Raw genomic sequence first — 25,951 nt, 5'->3', positions numbered from 1 at the left:
AGTATGATCCGCGCGAAGGCGGAGACAGGCGGCCCTATGAACGGCGCCGGCAGCGTTCCGCCGCGTGGGGAAACAGGATCAAGGAGCCTGTCGATGGTTAGGATGACCAAGCTTGGGCGCCGCGCCGCGCCGTCGGCGCTTGCGGCTTTGGCACTTCTGGGGCTTTGCGCATTACCCGCGCAGGCCGAGGGCACACAGCCGACCTATTCGGCCGATGTGCCGGCGAAGATCACGACGCCGGACAGCGTCGACACGCGCATCGGCACGCTGCGCTTCCAGAACGGCGTGCCGGACGCGGCGACGTCCAAGCTCGTCTATGACCATCTCGATTTCTCGCGCGGCGTCGAGGCGTTCCTGCAGGGCATGCCGGCGACTTCCGTGCGCGCGGTCTGCAACGGCATCGAGGGCGCCGGCGCCAAGGCGAACCAGGGCATCGCCATCACCGAAGATCTGATGGATGCGCGCACGCTGTTCCTGACGCCGAACACGACGACGGTCTATGCGCTCACCTGCCTCGATCTGAACGCCGGGCCGATGGTGCTGGAAGTCCCGACTGGCGTGCTCGGGCCGGTCGACGATGCCTATTTCCGCTGGGTCACCGATATCGGCCTTACGGGACCCGATGCCGGTCGCGGCGGCAAATACCTGTTCGTGCCGCCGGGCTTTAAGGGCGAGGTGCCGACGGAAGGCTATTTCGTCAAGCAGCCGCGCACCAACACGCTGCTCGTCTTCTTCCGCGTCTTCGTCAAGGACGGCGACATCGCCGCCTCGGTCGCCCATGCCAAGGCGGGCACCAATGTCTATGCGCTGAACGCGACGACGGAGAGCGGCGAGACGCCGAAGGCGGCGTTCGTCAACATTTCGGGCAAGAAGTTCAACACGATCAGCGCCAACGACTTCAGCTTCTATGACGAGCTGAACCAGGTGGTTCAGGCCGAACCGGTCGATTTCCTCGATCCCGACAAGGTCGGCCTGTTCGCCTCGATCGGCATCGCCAAGGGCAAGCCCTTCGCGCCGGATGCGCGCATGAAGGCGATCCTCACCGATGCGGTCGCGGTCGGCAATGCGACGGCCCGCACCATCGTCACCGACAGCCGCGATCCGCGCACCAAATTCTATCCCGACCGGCAGTGGTTCACGCCCTTCGTCGGCGGCAGCTACCAGTTCCTCGACGGCGCCGAGCGTCTGCTCGACGCACAGACGATGTTCTTCTACTACGCGACCGGCATCACGCCGGCCATGTCCTACGCCAAGGTCGGCTCCGGCTCGGCCTATGCCGGCGCGTTCAAGGACGCGAAGGGCAATGCGCTCGACGGCGGCAAGACCTACAAGGTGACGCTGCCCGGACCGGTGCCGGCCAACGAGTTCTGGTCCTTCGTCGTCTATGACAACCAGACGCGCTCGCTGCTCGAGACCGACCAGAAGACGGCCGGCGTCGACAGCCATCACCCCGGCCTCAAGACCAATACCGACGGTTCGGTGACGATCTGGTTCAGCCCGAAGGCGCCGGTGGGCCAGGAGGATAATTGGGTGCAGACCATGCCCGGCAAGGGCTGGAACACGCTGCTCCGCCTCTATGGCCCGCTGGAGCCCTGGTTCGACAAGAGCTGGAAGCCGGGCGACATCGAACTGGTGGAATAAAGCGCCTCGGGCGACGACGCCGGGCTCAAGAGACGGCGCCAGTCGGCGCCGTCGAGCGACGCAGGGCGAGACAGATGAGAGAAGGCCGGACGCCGTCGAGGCGCCCGGCCTTTTCGTTGGGACGAGGCGCCCGAAGCGGCGCGCCGTTTCCGGCCCGAAGCCGGCGATCCTGATGCGGGCCGAGACACGGACCGGGCAAGAAAAAGGGCGTGCCGAGGCACGCCCTTTCCGACTCTATGGGGGACGAGCGCCTATTCGGCCGGCTCGAAGACGGGGATCCGCTCGTCCTCCACCTCGACCGCCGCCGGGCTGCCGAGTGTTGCGCGCATCTGGGCGACGTCGAGTTCGCCCTCCCAGCGCGCCACCACGATGGTCGCCACGGCATTGCCGATGAAGTTGGTCAGCGCGCGGCATTCCGACATGAAGCGGTCGACGCCGAGGATCAGCGCCATGCCGGCGACGGGCACGCTCGGCACGACGGAGAGCGTCGCGGCCAGCGTGATGAAGCCGGCGCCGGTGATGCCCGCGGCGCCCTTCGAGGAGAGCATGGCGACGAGGAGCAGCAGGATCTGGTCGCCGAGAGACAGATGGGTGCCGGTCGCCTGAGCGATGAAGAGCGCGGCGAGCGTCATGTAGATGTTGGTGCCGTCGAGATTGAACGAATAGCCCGTGGGCACCACGAGGCCGACCACCGAGCGCTTGGCGCCGGCGCGCTCCATCTTTTCCATCAGCGAGGGCAGCGCGGCTTCCGACGACGACGTGCCGAGCACGAGCAGCAGCTCTTCCTTCAGATAGCGGATGAGGCGGAAGATCGAGAAGCCGTTGTAGCGCGCGACCGCACCGAGGACGACCACCACGAACAGGGCCGACGTAAGGTAGAAGGTCGCGACGAGGAAGGCGAGGTTGACAACCGAGCCGATGCCATACTTTCCGATGGTGAAGGCCATCGCGCCGAAGGCACCGATGGGGGCGGCCTTCATGAGGATCGACACCAGCTTGAACATCGGTGCCGTCATCGCCGTCAGGAACCGCGTGACGGGCTCGCCCTGCTCGCCGACCAGAGCGAGCGCGATGCCGAAGAGCACGGCGACGAACAGCACCTGGAGGATGTCGCCCGAGGCGAGCGAATCCGCCATCGTGACGGGGATGATGTTCATCAGGAAGCCGACGATCGACTGGTCGTGCGACTTCTCGACATAGGACAGCGTGGCGGCCGGATCGAGCGTCGCGGGGTCGACATTGAACCCGGCGCCCGGCTGGACGACATTCGCGACGATGAGGCCGATCGCCAGCGCCAGCGTCGAGAAGGTGAGGAAATAGAGCATCGCCTTGCCGGCGACGCGTCCCACCTTCTTCAGATCGCTCATGCCGGCGATGCCGGTGGTCACGGTCAGGAAGATGACCGGCGCGATCACCATCTTGACCAGCTTGATGAAGGCGTCGCCGAGCGGCTTCAGGCTGGCGCCGAGCTCGGGATAGAAGTGTCCGAGCGCGATGCCGAGCGCGATCGCGGTGAGCACCTGGACATAGAGCTGCGCGTAGAACGGCTTGCGGCCGGGGCGCGCGACGTCGGAATGCGTGATGATGGCCATTTCGATCTCCCCTCGGCCGGGTGAGAAGTCCGGTCCGAGCCTCCGATCCTCCCGGCGGCGTCACGTTTTCCGCACAACCGCCTCGTCTCGCCAGAGTGAGGCGCAATCGTCGTGCCAGACGCCGGAATGGCGCAATTCTGTGGTCGCAACGGATGAACGCCGGACCAGGCGTGCGAAAGGCGGGACAAACGGAGTTGGCTTGTGCGGAATTTCGCACTAGACTGAGCGAATGGAGCCGACGCGCCTCGTACCTGTGGCACTGGAGATGCGGCAAGGTCCCGCGCGGGGTGGCGCGCGATGGCCGGCCGCGATCGGTCTCCTCGTCGCGGCGCTCGTCATTGCCGGCGCCATGCTCGCCGCCGATCGATACAGCACGGCGCGTGCGGTTGCCGATCTCGACCAGAGAGCCGCATCCGCTCTGCCGCTGGCCGCGGCGGCGCTCGCGGGCGAGATCGGCAAGCAGCGGGTCCTGCCCGCCGCGCTCGCGCGCGACGCCGATGTCGCCGCGCTCCTCGCCCGTCCCGATGCGGAGTCCGCCCGTCGCATGGGCGCCAAGCTGCGCGCGCTCGCCGGGGAGGCCGGAGCCAGCGTGCTCTATCTCATCGGCACGGGCGGCGTCACGGTCGCGGCGTCGAACGATGATGCGCCGGACAGCTTCGTCGGCAGCAATTACGGCTTCCGCACCTATTTCTCCGCCGCGATGCGGGACGGCACGGCGCTGCAATATGCGCTGGGCACGGTGAGCCGGCGGCCCGGTCTCTATCTGTCGCATCGCGTCGACGGTCCGGCGGGCCCGCTCGGCGTCGCCGTCGTCAAGGTGGAGCTGGACGCGGTCGAAGCCGGATGGCGGCAGAGCGGCTACACCGTCTATACGAGCGATCCGCATGGTCTCGTGCTGGCGACGAGCCGGCCGGACTGGCGCTTCGCCCTTCTGCCGTCGCACACCGACGAGGCGGCGGCGCGCGACGCGCTGCAGCTGGACGACACGCCGCTGACGCCGATCCCACTTGCTGCGGCGCGCCACGGGCTCGTCTCCGGCGGCGGCGATCCGCCCGCTCTGTTCGCCCCCGCATCGGGCACACTCGGCCCGGAGGCGCCCGGCTGGGGCATCACGGTGCTCGTCCCGGCCAATACCGCCATCGCCTCTGCTTCGCGGACGGCCGTGGTCGCCGCCTTTGCGATCGCGCTCGGTCTGGTCGTGGTCGTGGCGGCGATCCTGCGGCGCGGCTCCGCCGTCCGGCGCCGCCAGATCGCGCTGACGGAGATGAACACCGAGCTGGAACGCCGGGTCGAAGACCGGACGGCGGCGCTGAGCGAGGCCAATGTCGCGCTCGCCGGCGAGATCGAGCACCGCGAAGCCGCCGAACAGCGCGCGCGGCGTCTGCGCGACGAGCTGGCGCAGGCCAACCGGCTTTCGATCCTCGGGCAGATCGCCGCGGGCGTCGCCCATGAGATCAACCAGCCCGTGGCGGCGATCCGCGCCTATGCCGACAATGCCGGCCAGTTCCTCGACGCGGGCCGACCGGAGAGCGCGGCGCAGAACATGGGCGCGATCGGCCGCATGGCGGACCGCATCGGCGAGATCACGGCGACGCTGCGCAATTTCGCGCGCCGCGCCACGAGCCCGCCCGCGGCCGTCGCGATCGAGGATGCGGTCGACGGGGCGATTGCCCTGCTGGCGGGACGCATCCGCGACAGCGGCGTGGTCATCGAGCGCGTCCGCGAGGCCGAAAGCCCGATCGTGACCGCCAGCCGCATCCGGCTGGAACAGATCCTCGTCAATCTGCTGCAGAACGCGCTCGACGCCGTGAAGGGCCGGTCCGACGCGTGGATCCGCATTGCGGTGGCGAGCGACGCGGAAGGCGTCCGGTTGCGCGTCGCCGACAATGGCCCGGGCATAGCATCCGATGTCGCGGAGACCCTGTTCATGCCATTCGTGACCACCAAGGAGACGGGGCTGGGGCTCGGCCTCGTGATCTCGAGCGAGATCGCGCGCGAGCTCGGCGGCGCGCTGACGCTAGAACGCCAGGACGGCGGCGGCGCGACCTTTGTGCTGGAGCTGAAGCGCGCGATCGATCCGGCGAGCGACGCGGGAGGGGACAGGACATGAGCCAGCCAGGCCGACCGGTCATCTTCGTCGACGACGATGCGGACCTCCGCGCCGCCACCGCGCAGACGCTGGAACTGGCGGGCTACAAGCCGACCGTGTTTCCGTCGGCCGTTGCGGCGCTCGCCGCGATCGACGCAGGCTTTCCCGGCTGCGTCGTCACCGATATCCGCATGCCCGGCCTCAGCGGCCTCGATCTCTTCGCCCGCATCAAGCAGATCGACCCCGATCTGCCCGTCATTCTCGTCACGGGCCATGGCGATATCGACCTCGCCGTCGGCGCGCTGAAGGATGGCGCCTATGACTTCATCGCCAAGCCCTATGCGGCGGCGCGCCTCATCGAGGCGGTGAACCGGGCCCAGGAGAAGCGGACCCTCGTGCTCGAAAACCGGCGCCTGCGCGACGATGCCGTCGAGCGGGACGGCGACCTCGCCTTTCTCGGCGAGGCGCCGGCGATGCGCCGGCTCCGTGCCACGATCCGCCAGATCGCGGACGCGGACGTCGACGTGCTGGTCGAAGGCGAGACGGGCTCCGGCAAGGAGGTGGTCGCCGACCATCTGCATCGCTGGAGCCGGCGCAGCAGCCGCAATTTCGTCGCCCTGAATTGCGGCGGGCTGCCGGAGAGCGTCATCGAGAGCGAGCTGTTCGGACATGAGGCCGGCGCCTTCACCGGCGCGCAGAAGCGCCGGATCGGCCGGATCGAGCATTCGGACGGCGGCACGCTGTTTCTCGACGAGATCGAGACCATGCCGCTCTCGCTCCAGACCAAGCTGCTGCGGGTGCTGGAGAGCCGGCAGATCGAGCCGCTCGGCACCAATGAGGTGCGGCCCATCGATCTGCGCGTCGTCGCCGCCACCAAGGCGGATCTCGGCAATCCGCAGGCGCGCGGCAGCTTTCGCAGCGACCTCTATTACCGGCTCAATGTCGTGACGCTGAAGCTGCCGCCGCTGCGGGAGCGGCGCGAGGATATCCCCCTGCTCTTCGGCGCCTTTCTGCGCCGTGCCGCTGCCCGCTTCGGGCGCCCCGTGCCGGAGCTCACCCGCGACGCGCTCGCCCATCTCGAACGGCACGACTGGCCCGGCAATGTGCGCGAATTGCTGCATTTCGCCGAACGCTTCACGCTCGGTCTCGCGCCGGAGGCTGTGCCGGCGACGGGTGATGATCCCGGCCTGGCCGACGCGTCGCAGGCCGGGCTTGTCGCCCGCGTGGAGCGCTTCGAGGCCGATCTGATCCGCACGGTCCTGCAGGAAGAGGGCGGCGATGTGCGCCGGTCGATCGAGCGCCTCCAGGTCCCCCGCAAGACCTTTTACGACAAGCTCAAGCGCCACGGCATTACCCGCGCCGAATATGGGAACGGACCGGCTTCAAGCCCTGATTGAAGGGGCGAAGCGCCGCCCGCCACGCTCGCGCGCGAACGCGGTGCGGAACGGCGGATAATCGCATGATTGCGCCGCAGCGTTCTTGTCCCTCCTCCGCCGCCATGGTCAAATTCCGCAGCGCCGCGACAGGCGGAGCTATTCCAGAATATGCAGCGGGGTTGATCGTGTCGGGTGGTGCAGAGACGGCGTTTGACGTTCACGAGGCGAGCCTTGCCGCCCTCCGATCGGCGCTCGATGAGGGGCGGGTGACGTCGGTCTCCCTCGTCGCGCAGTATCTCAACCGCATCGCGCGCTATGACCGGCGCGGGCCGCGGCTCAATTCGACGCCCGTGCTCAATCCGGCCGTCTTCGAAGAGGCCGCGGCGGCCGACCAGGCGCGGCGCGCGGGCACGGCCGGTGCGCTCGCCGGCGTGCCGTTCACGGTCAAGGACAGCTACAAGGTCAAGGGCCTGACCGTCGCGGCCGGCTCGCCCGCCTTTGCCGCGCTCGTGGCGAACGATGACGCCGCCGCGGTCGCCGCACTCCGGCGCGCCGGGGCGGTCGTGCTCGGCAAGACCAACATGCCGCCCATGGCGATCGGCGGGCTGCAGCGCGGTGTCTATGGCCGGGCGGAGAGCCCCTATAATCCCGACTGGCTCGCCGCCGCCTGGCATTCGGGCTCCTCGTCCGGGTCCGGCGTCGCCGTCGCGGCGAGCTTCTGCGCCTTCGGGCTCGGCGAGGAGACCGTCTCCTCCGGCCGCTCGCCGGCGTCGAACAACGGCCTCGTCGCCTATACGCCCTCGCGCGGCCTGCTCTCGATCCGGGGCAACTGGCCGCTCTTCGCGCTCCGCGACACCGTGGTGCCGCATGCGCGCAGCGTCGCGGACATGCTGGCGCTGCTGGATGCGATCATGGTTCACGACAGCGAGACGGCCGGCGATCTCTGGCGCGCGCAGGACGTGATCCCCCTCCCCGGCCCCGAGGCCATCCGTCCGGCGGATTTTTCCGCGCTCGCCCGGTCCGGCGCCTTGAAGGGCCTCACCATCGGCGTGCCGCGCCTGTATGTCGGCACCGATACGGAAGCCGACGAGCCGATCGAGACGCGGCCCTCGATCCTGGCGCTCTGGCGCGAGGCCGCCGCCGTGCTGGAAGGGCTCGGCGCGACGCTGGTCGAGGTCGATTATCCCGCCGTCTCCAACTACGAGAAAGACCGGCCGGGCACGACCAGCCTCGTCGATCGCGGCTGGATGCCGGACACGTGGAACGCGATCGAGATCGGCGACATGGTTGCGGCGAGCTGGGAGGAGTTCCTCAGGCTCAATGGCGACCCGAACTATCCCTCGCTCGGCAACATTCGGCCCGAGGTGATCCACGCCGATCCGCCCGAGGCCTATGACACGCGGCGGCTCAAGAGCGCGCATCCGGGCCGCGACGAATTCAATTATCCCGCCATTGTCGAGCGCGCCCGCGCCGGTGTCGCCTCGCCGCTCGAAACCTTCCCGCAACTCCCCGGCGTGATGCGCGGGCTCGAAGCGGCGCGCAAGGAATGGTTCGAGGACTGGATGGTGGCGCGCGGCATCGATCTCGTCGCCTTCCCAGCCAATGCCGATATCGGCACCGCCAATGCCGATGTCGACCCGACCGCGTCAGACCTCACCTGGAAGAACGGCACGGTCTTCTCCAACATGAACCATGTGATGCGCCATCTCGGCATTCCGAGCGTGTCGGTGACCATGGGCGTGATGGAAGACACCGGCATTCCAGTGAACCTGACCTTTGCCGGTCCGGCCTATCGCGACATGGACCTCCTTGCCGCCGCCTATGACTATGAGCAGGCGAGTGGCAAGCGCGTGCCGCCCCCGGCGACGCCGCCGCTCGGCGTGGAGGCTGACTTTGCCGGCCCGGTCGCCAGCGCGTCAAAGGATGGCGCGCTCCGCGTCGCGCTGAACGGTGAAGCACGGCTTATGCGCTCCGGCGACGTGGCCATTTCGATCGATGCCAGCGTCATGGGCGGCGACGGCGCGGTGACGCTGACGCTGCATCTCGACGGCGAGCCGATGCCGCATGCGGACGGCAAGGCGACGGCGACCATTCCCGCCGCCGCGCGCCGCCAGCCGGGGCTGTGGTCCTCGCTCGTCGTCGCGGTCGCCCACGATGCAGGCGGTGCCGAGGCCGGCGCCTTCGCCGTGCTCGACTACCAGCCCTGAGGCGGCTCAGGCTTCCGCCGGCATGCCGAGCCGGGCGCGGATATGCGGCGCGATCGCGATCGAAGGCGGTCGCGGACGCATCATGTCCTCCAGCACGCGCGCGTGCTGCTCGGCGAACAGGAAGCCGGTAATGCCACGCACGAGGCGCGGAATGCCGAATTTGTGGCTGGAGATCGAGACCTGCGAGATGCCGCCCATGCTCATGCCGCCGAGCGCATTGAAGGCGAAGATGCGCTCGATGCCGGGCGCGGTGCCCGCTTCGCGCGGCTGGAACTGATAGGTGCGGTTCAGATAGGGGAAGTTCAGCCGGCCGGGGCTCGGATCATCGGCCGGCGGCACAAAGCGGTCACGCCAGAGCGCGGCACCCGCGGCGACCTTCGCAAGCTCCGGCCGGTCGGCCATGTCGACGCACACGCCGGTCGCCGCGAACACGTGATCGAAAGCGTGCGCGCCCTTCGGCGTCGTCACCGCGATCGCGTCGCCGTCGAGGCGGATCTCGCGCCAGGGCGCGCCGAGATGCATGGCGAAGTTGGGGAAGCTCCAGGCCTTGTTGAAATGATGCTCGGCCGGCGACTGGCTGAGGCCGCCGAGAAGGCTCGCCAGCGCCCATTTGATGGCATCGGACAGTTCCGGGGCGTGCTGAAGGTGGCCGGCGGTCTCGAAATCGCGGATGAGGTCGACCATCGGCAGGCTCTCGCGCCGCATGAACATGTCGACCCGCGCCGCCCCCGCCTCCAGCGCCGCGACCGCCATGTCGAAGCCGGCCGCGCCGGCGCCGAGAATGCCGATGCGCTTGCCCTTGAGCGCGCGGATATCGACGATATCCGAGGTGTGGTCATAGCGCTCGCGCGGCAGGCTGGCGCTGATGATCTCCGGCACCTGCCATGTGCCGCCGCCATCCATGCCGGTCGCCAGCACGGCGAGACGGGCGCGAACATGCCCGGCGCGGCCGGCCTGCAACGTCGCGAGCGTCACGCCGTCGGCGTCGAAATCGATATCGGTGACCGTGACGCCGTTCTCGATCGGCACCGCGACGACGCTGCGATACCAGCGGAGCCAGGCCATCCAGTCGAGCCGCGGCACGCGCTCGATCGCGTCCCAGGCCGCGCGGCCATGGCGCGCGATGAACCAGGAGCGGACCGACAGGCTGGCGATGCCGCCCTCGCCGCCGCAGACCTCCTTCGGAGAGCGGATCTCGTGCATGCGGGCATAGGTTTCCCAGACGCCCTCATAGCCTTGCGGGCTGCGGTCGAGCACGGCGATGTTGGTGACGCCGGCGCGCTGCAGCGCATGGCCGACGAACAGGCCGGACTGCCCGCCGCCGATGATAGCGACATCGAGCATGGCGGCGCCGTTCTCGTGGCGCGGATGCACCCAGGGCCGGGTGGCGAAGGCGGTGGCGGCGAGTTCCTCGCGCGCGGCCTCGGCGAGCGCGGCAAGGCGGGCTTCGGCCGATGGGTCGAAATGGGCTGTCATGATGGGCGCGTCCCTTGGGTGAGGCCCCCGTCAGGGGCCAGGGTCGCGCGGGACGCCGAAGCGTCGGTGCCATCGTATTCCCGCGCCTGAGCCAGAGTGCCCTGCGGCGAGCGCGCGGGAGAAGCGGCGAATGTTCAGCGAGGTGTTGCCGATGCGGCAACGTCGGCGGGGCCGTCCGCCGCCTTCGCCGACCCGGCGAGCGCGGCGGCGATCTCGGCGGAGAACTCGGCCATATAATGCTTGATCCGCTCCAGCATGACGGCGCCGGCGGTCGGGAGCGTGCGGCCCTGCTTGGCATAGACGGCGAGGCGCGGCAGCTCGATCAGCGGATCGCGGATCGGCACGAAGGCGAGTTCGCGGGCGCGGATCTCGCGCAGCACGCCGATCGGCGTGCGGACGCCGAGGCCGAGGCCCGCCTTGACCAGATTGGTGACCGCATCGGAAGCATTGGTCTCGATGAAGGAGGGCCGCGCCGTCCAGCCGGTGATCAGCGAATAGAGCAGCGTCCCACCGCCCGACCCCTCGCGCATCTGCACCATCTGCTCCTGCACGAGATCCGTCATCTTGACGCTGGCGCGCGCGGTGATCGGATGATCGGGCGCGGCGATGACGCCGATCGGCATCGCGGCTTCCAATTCTACGGCGACGTCGGGTCGGCGTGGCGGCGCCATGGCAATGCCGATATCCGCCGTTCCCTCGACGACACTCGCCATGACGCCGAGCGCCGCCGCCACGTCGACCGCATAGGTCACCTTCGGGAATTCGCGATGAAAGGCGGCGAGCACCGCCGGCAGGAAATCGCGGGCGATGCCGTCCTCGCAGACGATCGCCACATGGCCGCGGCGCAGGCCCCGCAGATCGTCGATCTCGGACATGGCTCGGTCGAGATCGCGCTCCAGCCGCAGCACATAGCGATAGAGCACCTCGCCCGCCGCCGTCAGGCGCACGCCTTCGGCGAGGCGCTCGAACAGCTTGCACTCCATCTGATCCTCGAGCTTGAGGATCTGACGGTTGATCGCGGAGGCCGCGACATTCAGCTGCTCGGCGGCCTGGCGCATGGAGCCGCACCGCACCGTCTCGCGGAAATAGCGCAGCGCCACCAGGTGAACATGCATGAATGCGGACATGAGGGCCCATGTGGGCCGGCGTACCGGCCCGTTCAGGATCGAAGGTCCCGATTGGTAGGGTTCCCCCGCCCGTCCCGCAAGAGCGCGATCGGCGCGGCGCCGGCTGTCAGCTCCGGCCGGGCTCCTCGATGCGGAAATTATAGCCGAAGGTGCGACCGAGGCTGACCGTGTAGTGATCGACCACATTGGTGTCGATCAGCTCGAGATTGAAGAAGCCCATCTCCTTGTCATGGAAATAGGGCCCGGCATGCCAGCTGCCCTTGTAGAGCAGCACGGCGACATCGCCCGGGATCGAGAAGGCGCGGATCGCGTCCGGGTCGGGCTTGTCGCCCTCGACGGGCGGCGCGACGCAGAGCAGCCAGGGCTTGCCCCCGACCGAGGCGAGAACCTGCGTCACCGCCGCATGGCGCGTGATGCCGTTGACGTCATAGCCGCGATGATCGAGGCGCATGATGTAGAACCGCGGCTGGCCGCCGGAAAGATCCAGCGCGGCGTCGATCGCCCCGGCCGGCACCATGTCCTCGGTCGCGACGATGACGTGACCGAAGGGCGCGAAGGCCTCTTCCGAAATCGGCTGGGCGGTCAACACACGACGCTCGACGGTCGCGATGGCTTCGGCAGTGCTCATGGCATTTCTCCCTTTTGGTTTCGCTCAGGCCACGGAACGCGCGGCGGAGGCTTGCTTGTTGATGGCGAGGCGCGGTCGGATTTCCTGCTGCACCAGCGCCATGGAACGGCGGACATCGTCCGTCGCGAGACCCGGAATCTGCACCATGACGTCGAGCTGGTCGACGCCGGTGGTTGCGACATAGGCGTCGAGTTCGGCCAGCACCTCGTCGGGCGAGCCGACGATGAAGCTCGCCAGGCGGCGACGTTCGGCGTCCGTCTGGACCTCGGCCGGCGCCGCGCCGCTCTCGACCGCCTGCTTGTGATAGCCCTTGCCGAGCAGCAGGCGGAAATAGCTCTGCGCCGCGACCGCGCTGCGCGCCAGCGCTTCCTCGCGGGTCGGCGCGACGAAGACGAGGCGGACGCCGCGCGTCAGCCCCTTGCCGCCGGCCGCGCGATAGCGCGCGACATAGGGCGCCTGGATATGCGGCATCTCGGCCTGGCCGACGACGAGGTTCACGCCGCGCGCGGCGAGATGATCGATCGTGCCCTCGTCGCGGGCGGCCGCCCAGATGCGCCGACGGATCTCCGGATCGGGACGCGGCGAAATGGCCGGCGTCACCTCGCCCGCGAGATGGTCGAGCAGTTCGTCGAGCAGGGCGCGGAAGCGCGCGGCCTTGGTGGCGCGGTCCTCCTCGACAATCTGGTTGGCGCCGAGGCCGACGCCGAATTCGACGCGTCCGTCGGTGAGGAGATGCAGGAGGCTCATCTCCTCGGCGGTGCGCTGGGCTGCGGTCGTCGACAGGATGCGCACGCCAGTGCCGACCCGGATGCGCTTGGTATGCGCCGCGATGTGGGCGAGGAAGATCTCGGAGGCCGGGATGCGGCCATAGAACGGGTTTTCCGGCCGCACATGATGGTGCTCGCCGATCCAGACGGAATCGAAGCCGAGCGCGTCGGCATGGACGATCTCTTCGAGCGCGGTGCGGATCGCCTCGCGGTCGGAGACGTCATTGGCCGCCCACATCTGGTTCATGATGCCCATCGGCACCGGCGAGCCCGGCATGGTTCCTCCTGTCAGTCCGAAATGGGACGCTTGCGGCGGTTGAGCCATGGCGCGACGCGCGCCTCGGCAAAGACCACGAGGCCATAGACGGCCATGCTGATGGCCGTGCCGATCAGCACCGCGGCCCAGACCTGCGGCATGCGATACTGGCTGCCATAGAGCACGATCAGGTAGCCGATGCCGCGATCGGCGGCGACCCATTCGGCGACGATCGCCGCCACGAAACAGGCGCAGGCCGAAATCTTCAGCGCATTGAAGACGAAGGGCACGGAAGCCGGCATGCGGACCATGCGCAATTGCTGCAGCGGCGTCGCCGACAGCGTGTAGAGCAGCTCCATCACCTCGGTATCGGCATTGCGCAGCCCGCGCAGCGCGTTGACCAGCATGGGGAAGAAGACGAGGAACATCGTCACGAAGATCTTCGGTGCCATGCCATTGCCGAACCACAGGATCAGCGCCGGCGTCACGGCGACGATCGGCACGGCCTGCGCCGCCATGGCGAGCGGATAGACGGTGCGCCGGCTCAGTTCCGAATAGAGGAAGGCGACCGCGAGGACGAAGCCGAGGATGTTGCCGAGCACGAAGCCGGTCAGCGCCTCGATCGTCGTCACGGTGGCGGCGGCGAGCAGGTTGGGACCGTCCTTGATGAAGGCCTCGGCAATGGCGAGCGGCGACGGTAGGATCAGCGGCGAGACGGCGCCGCTCTCGCAGAGCGACTGCCAGCCGACGAGGACGACGACCAGCACGGCGAGCGGCGCGAGTACGGCGCGCACCCGATGAGCGCCGATCGCCTCCAGCAGCCAGCCGGGCGGCGGCTCGTTCCGGTGCAGGGCCGCCTCGTCCGCCGCACCGAGACCCTGCTCCAGAATTCCGGATTCGAAAGCCATGATCGCCTCCTAGATCTCGCCCGGCGCCGCGGTCCAGCGGCGGAGCGCGCGTTCGGCGAGGACGACAAGGGCGAGCAGCAGCAGCGTCAGCACGGCGGCGACGATGATCGCGGCCCACAGCGTCGGCAGCTTGAAATACTGGCCGGAGATCACGACGAGATAGCCGAGGCCGACATTGGCGCCGATCCATTCGGCGACGATCGCGCAGATGAAGGCGACGGAGGCGCTGACCTTCAGCGCCGCGAAGAGATAGGGCATGGACGCCGGCAGATCGACCATCTTCAGCCGCTGCCAGCGGCTGGCGGAGAGCGTGTGCAGCATCTCGTGATAGTCGACATCCGCCGAGGCGAGGCCGCGCATCATGTTGAGAAAGGCCGGGAAATAGACGGCGATGGCGACCACCGCGATCACGGGCGGCAGGCCGCGGCCGAGCACGATGACGAGCAGCGGCGTGAAGGCGACGATGGGGATCGCGCGCGAAATCAGCGCGAAGGGATAGAAGGCCGCCTTGAGCAGCCCCGAATAGGAAAAGACGATCGCCATCAGCACGGCCGCCGCATTTCCGATGATGAAGCCCGCGACGGCCTCGCCGCTCGTATAGGCCGCGTGGCGGGCGAGGACGGCATAGTTGCGGGTGAATTCGTTGAGCACGGCGCCGGGCGCCGGCAGGATGTAGCGCGGGATCAGCCCGGCCGCGGAGAGCACCGCCCAGAGCGCCACGAGCGCGACGACGAACAGGACCGGCGGCAGGACGAGCCCCCACGGTATGCCCGCCGGACCCGTGCCGGGCTCGCTGCCGCCCGCCGCATCCGCAGCGAGATCGGGAACCGTGATGCTGCTCATCCGGGAACTCCGCACGATATCGTCTCGAAGGAGCGGACCGGCACGAACCGGTCCGCTCTGGCGTGGAAGGCGGCAGCGCTCGACCGCCGCGGTCTCACATCTTCGGCGGGGCGACCTTTTCGAGGATCTCGGTCGACAGCAGATCCGTCGGATCGATCAGCTTGTCGGTCACCTTGGAGGCGAGCGCGTTCTGCGCGGTCTCCTTCCAGGTGTCGAGATTGACCCACATGAAGCCCTTCTCGGCCGTGAAGGCGTCCTTCATGTAGAGCGCCTGCTTCTCGGCCTGGTAGGTCTGCTGGTCGAGATCGAGGCCGTCGGTGAAACCGCCTTCGACCATGAACTTCGCGGCCCCCGCCGGATCCTTGAAGAACTCCATCCAGGCCTTCTGCTCGGCGCGCAGATATTTGACGAGCAGCTCCTTCTTGGCTGGATCGGCGAAGAACGCGTCGCTGACGAAATAGGAATCGACCTGCGAATTGAGGCCGTAGTCGCCGAAGGAGAAGACGTTGACCGGCACGCCGGCCGCCTCGATCAGGCGGGGCTCGTTGAAGGCGAAAGTGGTCACCTCGCAGTCGATCTGGCCGGAAATCAGCACCGAGATGTCGTTAGGCCCGATCGAGGTCGTGGTGACGCTCGCCGGATCGATGCTGTTCTTCGACATGAAAAGATCGAAAAACGGCTTGGCCGGCGTCTTCACGCCGACCCGCTTGCCGGCGATGTCGCTCGCCTTCTCGATGCCGGAATCCTTGCGGCAGGTCATCGCCATCGGCGTCTTCTGGAACTCCGACGCGAAGACCTTGAACTTCGCGCCCTGCGCGACGCCGGCGAGGATCTGCTCCGGGTTTGAAATGCCGATATCGACCGTGCCGGCCGAGACCATCTGCACCTGGTCGACGCCCTGGCCGGCGGGAATGACCGTGACGTCGAGGCCCTCATCCTTGAAGTAGCCCTGCTTCAGCGCGTATTCGGCGCCGAAGGATTCGACGTTCGGCACATAGCCGAGCACGACCGAGAGCTTGGTCAGTTCCTCCGCGCCCGCCGAACCGGCAAGGCCCGCAAGGGCGGTCGCGGCGAACGCGACGGCGGCGAGACGAACGCGCAGCTTCCTGCGCTGGGTGGCGTCCGTGGGGAAGAGGCCAGTCGACATCGAATTCTCCTAGGCGAGGGCATGAGAGGGCGAAGGGGTGGCCATCGGGCGCGGCGCGCCGGCAGGACCGTGGAGGGCGTGGCGGAGCTCGGATTCGTAGGCGCCGAATTGCGGATCGTCGCGCATCGCACCGGTCCGCTCATGGCCGAAGCCGATATCGACGACATGCGAGATGCGGCCCGGGCGCGGCGACATCACCGCGACGGTATCGGACAGGATGATCGCCTCGCTGATCGAATGGGTGACGAGCAGCAGCGTCGCCGACGTCTCCTTGAGGATCCGCAGCAGCTCGAAATTCAGCTTCTCGCGCGTGATCTCGTCGAGCGCGCCGAAAGGCTCGTCCATCAGCAGGAAGCGCGGCTTCAGCGTCAGCGCGCGGGCGATCGCGGCGCGCTGGCGCATGCCGCCGGAGAGCTCGGATGGGAAGGCCTGCTCGAAGCCCTTGAGGCCGACCAGCTCGATCGCCTCCTCCGCGCGGCGCTTCCGCTCGACCTTGTCGACGCCCGCGACCTCGAGGCCGAGCTCGACATTGGCGAGAATCTTGCGCCAGGGCAGCATGGTCGATTGCTGCGAGACGAGCGCAAAGGTCCGCGCGGCCCGGGCTTCGGCCGGCGTCACGCCACCGACGAGCGCGGTGCCGCTGGTCGGGCGGACGATATCGGCGAGGATGCGCAGCAGCGTGGACTTGCCGCAGCCCGAAGCGCCGATCAGCGACGCCCAGTTGCCCTCGGGAATCTCGAGACTGCAGCCGACGAGCGCGGTCGTGACCTGTTCGCCGCGGCGATAGACCATGCCGACATCACGGATCGACAAGCCGGATTCGCCTGGTTGAGACGCCATCCATTCAGCTCCGCGCCACCGCCTTGGCGAAGCGATGCGGGTTCGAAATTCACGGAGCCTTCCTTGGCCGCGCCATGATGACGACGGCTATACGTTCCCTGCTTCGACATCGGGACGGATATACCGTCCTCTTCTTACCCGCGGAACAATCATACTCCCGTCATCTGACGCGATATATTTTCGTTCCATGCTCGGCGGTCTCGGCGCGAACGAATGTGCAGGCTGCCACGGGGCGCCAAAAGTGCTGATTTCGATACGGGGCGTTGCGAAATCGGCAACGCCCCCGTTGCCGTTTGCGGGGAGAGGCGTCGCGCGCCGTCGCATCGGCCCCGTCGGGCACCGCCGCGTGCCCGGAACCGGCGGCGTCTTCCCACGCGCGGCATTCCATCCGCGACAGGAGGCGAGCCCAAACCGCGCCGCATGGCGCTGGTGACGCCGCGACGCCTGGGGACCATCCACCGACAGCCACTCATATATCTTGACCCCGATAGGCTCGCAGCCACATCATCTGGTGGTCACGGTCTCTCGATTCGAAACGGTCGAGAGCTAAGAGGGAATCCGGTGCGCCTCTGGCCTTCCACGGGAAGAGGCCATGCCGGAGCTGCCCCCGCAACTGTAAGCGGCGAGCTTCTGTCGACAGCGTCACTGATGCCCACGGGCATCGGGAAGGCCAGACAGCGGCTGCGACCCGCGAGCCAGGAGACCTGCCGTGACATGAACGAAACGTCCTCGGGCGGGGTGTCCCGGTGGATCGCGTGGGTGCGTGGCCTGCGGCTTTCCGCCGTTGCGCGCCCGTCCGCGTCTCCACTCGGCCTTTGCCCCCAAGCACATGGGGTTTGAAGCCGATGTCCACGATGAGCGCAGCGCTCGCAACCGAAACCGAACGTCCGGTACCTCGGACCCAGAGCGCCGCGGCGGTCACCGCGCCGGAACCGGCCTATCGCGTCATCCGCCGCAATGGCGCGGTCACGCCCTTCGATCCCTCCAAGATCGCCGTCGCGCTGACCAAGGCCTTCCTGGCCGTCGAAGGCAGCGGTGCGGCCGCCTCGCGGCGCGTGCATGAGAGCGTCGAGGAACTGACCGCGCAGATCGTCGCCAGCCTGACGCGCCGCGCCGATGCGGGCCGCACCTTCCATATCGAGGATGTGCAGGATCAGGTGGAACTCGCCCTGATGCGCGGTGAACACCACAAGATAGCGCGCGCCTATGTGCTCTATCGCGAGGCACGGGCTCGCGAGCGCGCCGCCGCCAAGGCCGTGGCGCGCGAGGCGATCCCCGTCCTGCGCATGGCGACTGGGGACGGCACCCTTGTCCCGCTCGATCTCGCCCGGCTCGAGGCGCTGGTGCGCGAGGCGGGAGCCGGCCTCGCCGACATCGACGCGGAAGCGATCCTCGCGGAGACGCGCCGCAACCTCTATGACGGCATCAGCGCCGAGGAGCTCGCGCTCGCGCCCATTCTCGTGGCGCGGACGCTGATCGAGCGCGAGCCGAACTATGCCAAGGTCGCGGCCCGCCTCCTCAATGACAGGCTGCGTCGCGAGGCCCTCAGCTTCCTTTCGGGCCGGGCGGACCAGGCGACGCAGGCGGAGATGGAGGCGCGCTACGGCGATTATTTCGCCGCCTATCTGAAGCGCGGCATCGCGGAAGAGCTGATCGATCCCGAACTCGGCCGCTTCGATATTCCGCGCCTCGCGGCGGCGCTCCTTCCCGAGCGCGATCTCCAGTTCGACTATCTCGGCCTGCAGACGCTCTACGACCGCTACTTCCTGCAGGCCGGCGGCATTCGCTTCGAGCTGCCGCAGGCCTTCTTCATGCGCGTCGCGATGGGCCTCGCTTTGCGCGAGGTCGATCGCGAGGCACGGGCGATCGAGTTCTACCGCCTGCTCTCATCCTTCGACTTCATGGCCTCGACACCGACGCTGTTCAATGCAGGCACGCTGCGGCCGCAGCTCTCCTCCTGCTTCCTGACCAGCGTCGCCGATGATCTCGACGGCATCTTCAAGGCGATCAAGGACAATGCCCTGCTCGCAAAATATTCCGGCGGCCTCGGCAATGACTGGACGCGCGTGCGTGGCCTCGGCGCGCATATCAAGGGGACGAATGGCGAGAGCCAGGGCGTGGTGCCGTTCCTGAAGGTCGCCAACGACACCGCCATCGCCGTCAACCAGGGCGGCAAGCGCAAGGGCGCCGTGTGCGCCTATCTCGAGACCTGGCATATCGACATCGAGGAGTTCCTCGACCTGCGCAAGAACACCGGCGACGACCGCCGCCGCACGCATGACATGAACACCGCCAACTGGGTGCCGGACCTGTTCATGGAGCGCGTCGAGGCCGATGGACCGTGGACGCTGTTCTCGCCCGACGAGGTGGCGGACCTCCACGATCTCACCGGCCTCGCCTTCAAGGCGGCCTACGAGGCCTATGAGGCGAAGGCTGCGCGCGGGGAGATCAAGGTGACCCGTGAGCTCCGCGCCGTCGATCTGTGGCGGCGCATGCTGACCATGCTGTTCGAGACCGGACATCCCTGGATCACCTTCAAGGATCCCTGCAACATCCGCTCGCCGCAGGGCCATGCCGGCGTGGTGCATTCGTCCAATCTCTGCACCGAGATCACGCTGAACACGTCGGATGACGAGGTCGCGGTCTGCAATCTCGGCTCGGTCAATCTCGCCGCCCATGTCACGGCGGAGGGGCTCGATCGCGATCGGCTGGCCCGCACCGTCCAAACGGCGATGCGCATGCTCGACAATGTCGTCGACATCAATTTCTACACGATCCCCGAGGCGCGACGCTCCAACCTTCGGCATCGCCCGGTCGGGCTCGGCATCATGGGATTCCAGGACGCGCTGCAGGCGCTACGCATTCCCTATGCCTCCGACGAGGCCGTGCGCTTCGCGGATGAAAGCATGGAGGCCGTGAGCTTCCACGCGATCGCAGCCTCGGTCGACCTCGCCGCCGAGCGCGGACGCTATCCAAGCTTCGAGGGCTCGCTGTGGTCGAAGGGCATCCTGCCGTTCGACAGCCAGGATCGCCTCGCCGAGGCCCGGCCGTCCTTCGTGCCGGACCGCACGGCACGGCTCGACTGGACCACGCTGCGTGAGCGGGTGCGAACCGTCGGCATGCGCAATTCGAACTGCATGGCGATCGCGCCGACGGCGACGATCTCGAACATTTGCGGCGTCTCGCAATCGATCGAGCCGGCCTATCAGAATCTCTTCGTCAAATCGAACATGTCGGGCGACTTCACCATCGTGAACGCGGCGCTGGTGCATGATCTGAAGGCGCGCGGGCTCTGGGACGAGGTGATGGTCTCCGACCTCAAATATTACGACGGCAGTCTCGGCCCGATCGACCGCGTGCCGGACGATCTGAAGGCACTTTATGCGACGGCCTTCGAGATCGACGCCGCATGGCTGATCGAGGCCGCGTCGCGGCGGCAGAAATGGATCGACCAGGCCCAGTCGCTCAATCTCTATGTCGCCAACCCGTCCGGCCGGAAACTCGACGAGACCTATCGCCTCGCCTGGAACAAGGGACTGAAGACGACCTATTACCTTCGCGCCCGCTCGGCGACCCATGTCGAGAAGTCGACACTGAAGGGCACGGACGGCCGGCTCAATGCGGTCGCCGTGACGTCCCTCGCGCCGGTCGCGGAACCGATCGTGGTGCCGCAAGCGTCGAGCGGGAGCAGCGCCGGCATGGCCTGCTCGATCGACGATCCCACCTGCGAAGCCTGCCAGTGAGCCGGAGAGACACACTATGACGATGCTCGACTGGTCCGACCCGAAGCCCGCGATGGCTCCGGCTCTCCCCCTGACGACCGCCGCCGCGGGCGATATGACCGGCCTCGGCGCGATCGAGCGCGGCGCCGCCCGCGTCAGCGTCGACGAGAAGCGGATGATCAACGCCCGCGCCGACGTCAATCAGCTCCTCCCGCTCAAATATCGCTGGGCGTGGGAGAAGTACCTTTCCGGCTGCAACAATCACTGGATGCCGACCGAAGTGTCGATGCAGGCCGACATCGCGCTGTGGAAGTCGAAGGACGGGCTCACCGAGGATGAGCGGCGCATGGTGAAGCGCAATCTCGGCTTCTTCGCCGCCTCGGAAAGCCTGGTGGCGAACAACATCGTGCTCGCCATCTACCGCCACCTCACCAATCCCGAATGCCGCCAATATCTGCTGCGGCAGGCCTTCGAAGAGGCGGTTCACACCCATACCTTCCAGTACATCGTGGAAAGCCTCGGCCTCGACGAGGGCGAACTCTTCAACATGTATCGCGAGGTGCCTTCGATCACCGACAAGGCCGCCTGGGCGCTCAAGCACACGCAGAACCTCGACGATCCCGCCTTTCGCACCGGCACGCCGGAGGCCGACCGGGACTTCCTGCGCGATCTCGTCGCCTTCTATGTCGTGTTCGAGGGGATGTGGTTCTACACCGGCTTTGCGCAGATCCTCTCGCTCGGCCGGCGCAACAAGATGGTCGGCATCGCCGAGCAGTATCAGTATATCCTTCGCGACGAGAGCATCCACCTCAACTTCGGCATCGACGTCATCAACCAGATCAAAGCGGAGAATCCGCATCTGTGGACGCCGGCCTTCCAGGACGAGCTGCGCGGCATGCTGAAGGACGCGGCCGCGCTGGAGGCGGCCTATGGCCGCGATACGATGCCGCGCGGCTTTCTCGGGCTCAATCCGGCGCTCTGCGAGCAATATATGCACTTCATTGCCAATCGCCGCTGCGCGCAGCTCGGCCTGTCGGCGGTGTTTGCGGAAAGCGAGAACCCGTTCCCCTGGATGAGCGAGGCGATGGATCTGAAGAAGGAGAAGAACTTCTTCGAGACGCGCGTCATCGAATACCAGAACGGCGGTGCGCTCGCCTGGGATTGAGCCGTCGGCATCCGTCTGCCCACCGCGGAAGGGAGTCTGCCGCCTCAGCCGAAGCGGTGGGGCGGCAGGCCGATGCCGGCGCCTTCGACGGCGAAGAGGCCACCCTCGGCGGGATTGGCCGCGATCGCGTCGGGCGACATGCCGAACCGCGCCGAGGTGACGAACAGCGTGGCGAGGCCAGCGCCTCCGAAGGCGCAGCTGGTCGGCGAACCGCAGGGCAGTTCGATATAGGAGAGGCTCCGCATCGACGGCTCGATCCGCGCGATCGCCGCGCCGCCGGCGACGCGGGCATTGTAGATCGCGCCGTCGCGGTCGGTGGTCGATCCATCCGGCAGCCCCCGCTCCAGCGCGAGGTCCAGCGGCCGGCGCCCGGCCAGTTTCGTCGGTGCGGCGACATCGTAGAGATAGAGCGTGTTCGCCAGCGTATCGGCGGTCACGAAGCCGTCCTTCGTCCAGCACATGGTGTTGGTGATGCCGAAGCGATCCTCGCTCAGCCGCGTGACCGTGCCGTCCGGCGCGATACGGTAGAGCCGGCCCGACGTGCCGGCCATCGGCTTCGGGCTGCCGTCTGACGCGATATTGTCCGCCATGGTGCCGACCCAGAACGAACCATCCGGCGCGACGACGCCCTCGTTGAGGCGATTATCCGGCAGGTCCGGTTCCGGCACGGCCAGTTCCTCGAACGCGCCGCCCGGTTGCCAGAGCGTGACCGCGCGGCGCAGACCGACGATGAAGCCGCCAGCCTTGCGCAGCCCAATCGACGTCACGAAGTCCGGCGTCGGCCAGACATCGTGCCGCCCGCCCTCCGGCTCGAACCGATGGATCCGCCGTCCGACGATATCGACCCAATAGAGCGCGGCCTCGGACGGCGACCAGACGAGGCTCTCGCCGACGATGTCGCCAGCGTCGAGCACGAGCCGGGCCGTCATGCCTGAAGCTCGGCATCGATCGGTGACGACTTGATCAGGTCGGTCAGCCGGCGGTGCCAGGCGATGTCGCGCCACATGCCGCGATATTGGGGCCCGCAGAAATTGGACGTGCAGATCGCCGTCCAGCGGCCGGTCGCGGCGGCCTGTTCGACGCCCGCGGCGCAGACATCCATCATCCAGTCCCAATCGGCCATGGGCCAATCCTTGTACATGACCGAGGCCCAGGCCTCCGTGGTCACGAGCGGCTTGCCGGTCCGGCGGGACCAATCCGCCGCCTTGCCGATCCATTCGGTGAGGATGGCGTCGAAATGCGCCTTGTGGGCGAGGTAATGCGGCTTCGCCTTGCGCACGAGCGTCTGGAACTCGCGCATTTTGAACGAGTAGCCGATATCGGCGTAGAAGCTGCTCATCGCAGGATTGGTGATCCACAGGTGCGGCTCGAGAAAGTCGAGCATCGACACGTCCTGCTGATCCCAGAGATGGAACTGGTCCGACTGCGAAAAGGTGTAGTCGAGGCCCGGATAGCGCTGCTTCAGGATCGCGATGCTGTTGCGCATCCAGGCGATCACGCGCGCATCGGTCAGCGGATCGGAGGCCGTGGTTCCCGGCGCGTAGAGATAGGGCGCCCATTTGACGTTCGGGAACTCGTTGCACAGATCGACATAGAAGATCGCGTCGATCAGCCCGGCCTGCTCGATGATGTCGAGCGTCGCGAGCCAGACCCGCGCCTGATCCTCGGCCGTCTTGATCAGCATGCGGACATTGTCATTGTCGCGCTTGTACCAGGTGGAAAGGCCGACCACGACGCCGCGCGCCTTGCACTTGGCGATGAACTCGACCAGCGCCGCGCCGACATGGCTGATATCGACCTCGCCCGGCGCGCCCCAGTCGCCGTCCTGCTCGTCGGAATGGATCGTCCAGACCCGGTCCGGATCGACGGCGATCAGATGCGGAAACGCGTCGATGCGGACGGCGTCATAGCCGCGCTCGACGAGCTCATCCAGCGCCTGGTCCCAATCCTCGTAGCCGGCGCCGGGCCAGCGGCGCTCGATCCACGAGAACTCCCACATGGTGATGGCGCGAGGCCGCTTGATCGCGGGCTTCATTATCCGGGCTCTCCTTCCCTCGGGCGCTCGAAGAGCGACCTGTCATTATCGTTGGCGGCGATTTTTATACCGTACAATCCGATATTGACAACACCTTTGGCTCATGCTTTTTGCATTTCAAATTGAACCTGTCATATAGGTCGAAATGAACAGCAGCGGCCATCTCCGCCCCGTCGACGCCTCGGATGAAGAGGAGACGCCGACCAGCCTCGTCTCGAAGGTCATTCACGGCATCCGCTCCATGATCCGTTCGGAGGGCATGAAGGTCGGTGATCCCTTGCCGAGCGAGACCGCGATCGGCGAACAGCTCGGCGTTTCACGGGCCGTGGTGCGCGAGGCCTATCGCTCGATGGCGGCGCTCGGCCTGATCAGCGTCTCCAATGGCCGGCGCGCCCGCGTCTCGGCGGTGGATGACGAGGTGCTGGCGCTGGTCATCGACCACGGCGTCCAGACGGACCAGGTCTCCGTGCAGCAGATCCTCGATGTGCGCCGCACGATCGAAATGCGCACGGTGGGCCTCGCCGCGCTGCGGCGGACGGACAAGGAAGCGCGCGAGATCAAGGCGCTCGCCGCCGCGATGCGCGCCGATTTCCACCAGATGGACAAGGTGATGGAACACGACATCGCCTTCCACGAGACCATCGCCCGCGCCTCGCGCAACCCGATGTTCGCGCTGATCGTCGGCTCGTTCCATGTGGTGACGCGCCAGACCTGGCGCGTCGGCTGGCTGGCGCGCGGCAATGATGGCGAGCGCTACGAGAACGTCTCCTGCCACGAGGCCATCGCAGCCCATATCGAGGCCGGCGACCGCACTGCCGCCGAGGCGCAGATGGCCGCGCATTTCGACAACACGGTCAAGATCCTGCTGGCGAGCGGCATCAACTGACGCCCTGCATTTCGGACCGATGCCTTGGGAGGGGCTGGCGGTGAAAATCGAGAAGATCGAAACGATCCGGATCGCCGAGCATGCGAATATCTGCTGGGTGCTCGTCCACACCGACGAGGGCCTGACGGGGCTCGGCGAGACCTTCTTCGGCGCCCAGGCGGTCGAGGCTTATCTGCACGAGACGGCCGCCCCGCTCCTGATCGGGCGCGATCCGCTGCAGATCGACGGCATCGGCCGCGCGCTGACGGGCTATCTCGGCTTCGCCTCGACCGGCGTCGAGACGCGCGGCAATTCCGCGATCGACATCGCGCTCTGGGATCTCTTCGGCAAGGTCAGCGGGCAGCCGATCGCGCAATTGCTCGGCGGCTTCACGCGCCCGACCATCCGCACCTACAACACCTGCGCCGGCAGCGCCTATATGCAGAAAGGCGGGCAGACGGTCGCCAATTACGGCCTCGGGAAGCGCGCGGCCTATGCCGATCTCGACGCCTTCCTGCACCACGCCGACGACCTCGCCGAGGAACTGCTGGCAAGCGGCATCACGGCGATGAAGATCTGGCCGTTCGACACGGCCGCCGAGAAATCCGGCGGGCTCTATATCAGCGCCGCCGACATGAAAGCCGCGCTCGCCCCGTTCGAGATGATCCGCAAGCGCGTCGGCGACAAGATGGACGTGATGGTCGAGTTCCACTCCATGTGGCAGCTCATGCCGGCCATCCAGATCGCGCGGGAACTCGCCCAGTTCCGGACATTCTGGCACGAAGACCCGATCCGCATGGACGCGCTCGGCGACCTGAAGCGCTATGCCGAGGCCTCGACAGCGCCGCTCTGCGCCTCGGAGACGCTGGCGACGCGCTGGCGCTTCCGCGACCTCCTGGAGACGCAGGCAGCGGGCGTGGTGATGCTCGACCTCTCCTGGTGCGGCGGCATCTCGGAGGCGCGCAAGATCGCCGCCATGGCCGAGGCCTGGCATCTGCCGGTCGCGCCGCATGACTGCACCGGCCCCGTGGTGCTCGCGGCCTCCACGCATCTGTCGCTGAACGCGACCAACGCCCTCGTCCAGGAGAGCGTCCGCGCCTTCTATCACACCTGGTACCCGGAGGTGGTCACCGCCATCCCGACGGTCGAGCACGGCTTCATCACCGTGCCGCCCGGCCCCGGGCTCGGAATGGACCTGCATCCCGATCTCGACAAGCGCTTCACGACGACGAGGAGAACGTCGCAAGCGAACTGATTGCAACGAACA

The 25,951-nt window shown here is 67.4% G+C and carries 19 protein-coding genes and 1 riboswitch; of the genes, 8 read left to right on the top strand and 11 right to left on the bottom strand.

Translation table 11 applies throughout. The features are described 5' to 3' along the window. The first annotated feature begins 93 nt into the window (after nucleotides 1–93). The gene (locus tag GGR25_RS05600; RefSeq protein WP_246409308.1) at nucleotides 94–1,641 is read left to right on the top strand and encodes a DUF1254 domain-containing protein; all 1,548 of its coding nucleotides are present in this window, start codon (nucleotides 94–96) and stop codon (nucleotides 1,639–1,641) included. Nucleotides 1,642–1,892: 251 nt separating this feature from the next. Here the strand turns inward: GGR25_RS05600 and GGR25_RS05595 are convergent, their stop codons facing one another. Continuing rightward, nucleotides 1,893–3,233: a dicarboxylate/amino acid:cation symporter gene (locus GGR25_RS05595; protein ID WP_183397787.1), complete on the bottom strand. Its 1,341-nt coding sequence runs from the start codon at nucleotides 3,231–3,233 to the stop codon at nucleotides 1,893–1,895. Between the two features lie 265 nt (nucleotides 3,234–3,498). On the opposite strand from GGR25_RS05595, the gene GGR25_RS05590 reads away from it, so the two are divergent. From GGR25_RS05590 to GGR25_RS05580, 3 genes are all read left to right on the top strand, one after another. After that, nucleotides 3,499–5,343 carry an ATP-binding protein gene (locus tag GGR25_RS05590; RefSeq protein WP_183397786.1) on the top strand — a complete coding sequence of 615 codons (1,845 nt, stop codon included), beginning with the start codon at nucleotides 3,499–3,501 and terminating at the stop codon, nucleotides 5,341–5,343. Continuing rightward, complete coding sequence (locus GGR25_RS05585; protein WP_183397785.1) at nucleotides 5,340–6,719, top strand: sigma-54-dependent transcriptional regulator; 1,380 nt, start codon at nucleotides 5,340–5,342, stop codon at nucleotides 6,717–6,719. Before GGR25_RS05590 ends, GGR25_RS05585 begins: the two co-directional genes overlap by 4 nt. Before the next feature lie 164 nt (nucleotides 6,720–6,883). Beyond that, a complete protein-coding gene (locus GGR25_RS05580; RefSeq protein ID WP_183397784.1) occupies nucleotides 6,884–8,905 on the top strand; it encodes an amidase in 2,022 nt (673 codons plus the stop codon). Between the two features lie 6 nt (nucleotides 8,906–8,911). Here the strand turns inward: GGR25_RS05580 and GGR25_RS05575 are convergent, their stop codons facing one another. From GGR25_RS05575 to GGR25_RS05540, 8 genes are all read right to left on the bottom strand, one after another. Next, the gene (locus tag GGR25_RS05575; protein ID WP_183397783.1) at nucleotides 8,912–10,381 is read right to left on the bottom strand and encodes an NAD(P)-binding domain-containing protein; all 1,470 of its coding nucleotides are present in this window, start codon (nucleotides 10,379–10,381) and stop codon (nucleotides 8,912–8,914) included. A gap of 134 nt (nucleotides 10,382–10,515) precedes the next feature. Continuing rightward, nucleotides 10,516–11,508: a LysR family transcriptional regulator gene (locus tag GGR25_RS05570; RefSeq protein ID WP_183397782.1), complete on the bottom strand. Its 993-nt coding sequence runs from the start codon at nucleotides 11,506–11,508 to the stop codon at nucleotides 10,516–10,518. Between the two features lie 106 nt (nucleotides 11,509–11,614). Beyond that, nucleotides 11,615–12,136, bottom strand: a complete 522-nt coding sequence (locus tag GGR25_RS05565; protein WP_183397781.1) for an ureidoglycolate lyase — start codon at nucleotides 12,134–12,136, stop codon at nucleotides 11,615–11,617. Nucleotides 12,137–12,160: 24 nt separating this feature from the next. Then, on the bottom strand, nucleotides 12,161–13,180 hold the full coding sequence (locus GGR25_RS05560) for an LLM class flavin-dependent oxidoreductase (RefSeq protein ID WP_183397780.1): 1,020 nt from the start codon (nucleotides 13,178–13,180) through the stop codon (nucleotides 12,161–12,163). Between the two features lie 11 nt (nucleotides 13,181–13,191). Beyond that, the gene (locus GGR25_RS05555; protein WP_183397779.1) at nucleotides 13,192–14,067 is read right to left on the bottom strand and encodes an ABC transporter permease; all 876 of its coding nucleotides are present in this window, start codon (nucleotides 14,065–14,067) and stop codon (nucleotides 13,192–13,194) included. 9 nt (nucleotides 14,068–14,076) lie between these two features. Continuing rightward, nucleotides 14,077–14,910: an ABC transporter permease gene (locus tag GGR25_RS05550; RefSeq protein WP_183397778.1), complete on the bottom strand. Its 834-nt coding sequence runs from the start codon at nucleotides 14,908–14,910 to the stop codon at nucleotides 14,077–14,079. Between the two features lie 94 nt (nucleotides 14,911–15,004). Further along, a complete protein-coding gene (locus tag GGR25_RS05545; protein WP_183397777.1) occupies nucleotides 15,005–16,057 on the bottom strand; it encodes an ABC transporter substrate-binding protein in 1,053 nt (350 codons plus the stop codon). A 9-nt stretch (nucleotides 16,058–16,066) separates the two neighbouring features. Beyond that, nucleotides 16,067–16,897: an ABC transporter ATP-binding protein gene (locus GGR25_RS05540; protein ID WP_183397776.1), complete on the bottom strand. Its 831-nt coding sequence runs from the start codon at nucleotides 16,895–16,897 to the stop codon at nucleotides 16,067–16,069. 501 nt (nucleotides 16,898–17,398) lie between these two features. Continuing rightward, nucleotides 17,399–17,623, top strand: a riboswitch (cobalamin riboswitch). 128 nt (nucleotides 17,624–17,751) lie between these two features. On the opposite strand from GGR25_RS05540, the gene GGR25_RS05535 reads away from it, so the two are divergent. Together GGR25_RS05535 and GGR25_RS05530 are read left to right on the top strand one after the other, a co-directional pair. Further along, complete coding sequence (locus tag GGR25_RS05535) at nucleotides 17,752–20,640, top strand: ribonucleoside-diphosphate reductase subunit alpha (RefSeq protein ID WP_246409307.1); 2,889 nt, start codon at nucleotides 17,752–17,754, stop codon at nucleotides 20,638–20,640. Between the two features lie 22 nt (nucleotides 20,641–20,662). Continuing rightward, nucleotides 20,663–21,784 (top strand): ribonucleotide-diphosphate reductase subunit beta, encoded by a 1,122-nt coding sequence (locus tag GGR25_RS05530; RefSeq protein WP_183398595.1) that lies wholly within the window; start codon nucleotides 20,663–20,665, stop codon nucleotides 21,782–21,784. A gap of 44 nt (nucleotides 21,785–21,828) precedes the next feature. On the opposite strand, the gene GGR25_RS05525 is transcribed toward GGR25_RS05530, so the two are convergent. Further along, entirely contained in the window at nucleotides 21,829–22,713 is an 885-nt protein-coding gene (locus GGR25_RS05525) for an SMP-30/gluconolactonase/LRE family protein (RefSeq protein WP_183397774.1), read from the bottom strand. Then, on the bottom strand, nucleotides 22,710–23,819 hold the full coding sequence (locus GGR25_RS05520; protein ID WP_183397773.1) for a cellulase-like family protein: 1,110 nt from the start codon (nucleotides 23,817–23,819) through the stop codon (nucleotides 22,710–22,712). The genes GGR25_RS05525 and GGR25_RS05520 overlap by 4 nt, the downstream gene beginning before the upstream one ends. Nucleotides 23,820–23,964: 145 nt before the next feature. Here GGR25_RS05520 and GGR25_RS05515 point away from each other — a divergent pair, with 145 nt between their 5' ends. Together GGR25_RS05515 and GGR25_RS05510 are read left to right on the top strand one after the other, a co-directional pair. Beyond that, nucleotides 23,965–24,705 carry a FadR/GntR family transcriptional regulator gene (locus GGR25_RS05515; RefSeq protein WP_183397772.1) on the top strand — a complete coding sequence of 247 codons (741 nt, stop codon included), beginning with the start codon at nucleotides 23,965–23,967 and terminating at the stop codon, nucleotides 24,703–24,705. Between the two features lie 40 nt (nucleotides 24,706–24,745). Continuing rightward, nucleotides 24,746–25,939: an enolase C-terminal domain-like protein gene (locus GGR25_RS05510; protein ID WP_183397771.1), complete on the top strand. Its 1,194-nt coding sequence runs from the start codon at nucleotides 24,746–24,748 to the stop codon at nucleotides 25,937–25,939. Nucleotides 25,940–25,951 lie beyond the last annotated feature (12 nt).

The sequence above is a fragment of the Kaistia hirudinis genome, assembly GCF_014196455.1.
Lineage (GTDB): Bacteria > Pseudomonadota > Alphaproteobacteria > Rhizobiales > Kaistiaceae > Kaistia > Kaistia hirudinis.
The sequence above is the reverse complement of the archived record's forward strand: the minus strand, read 5'-3'. Positions and strand labels throughout refer to the sequence as shown.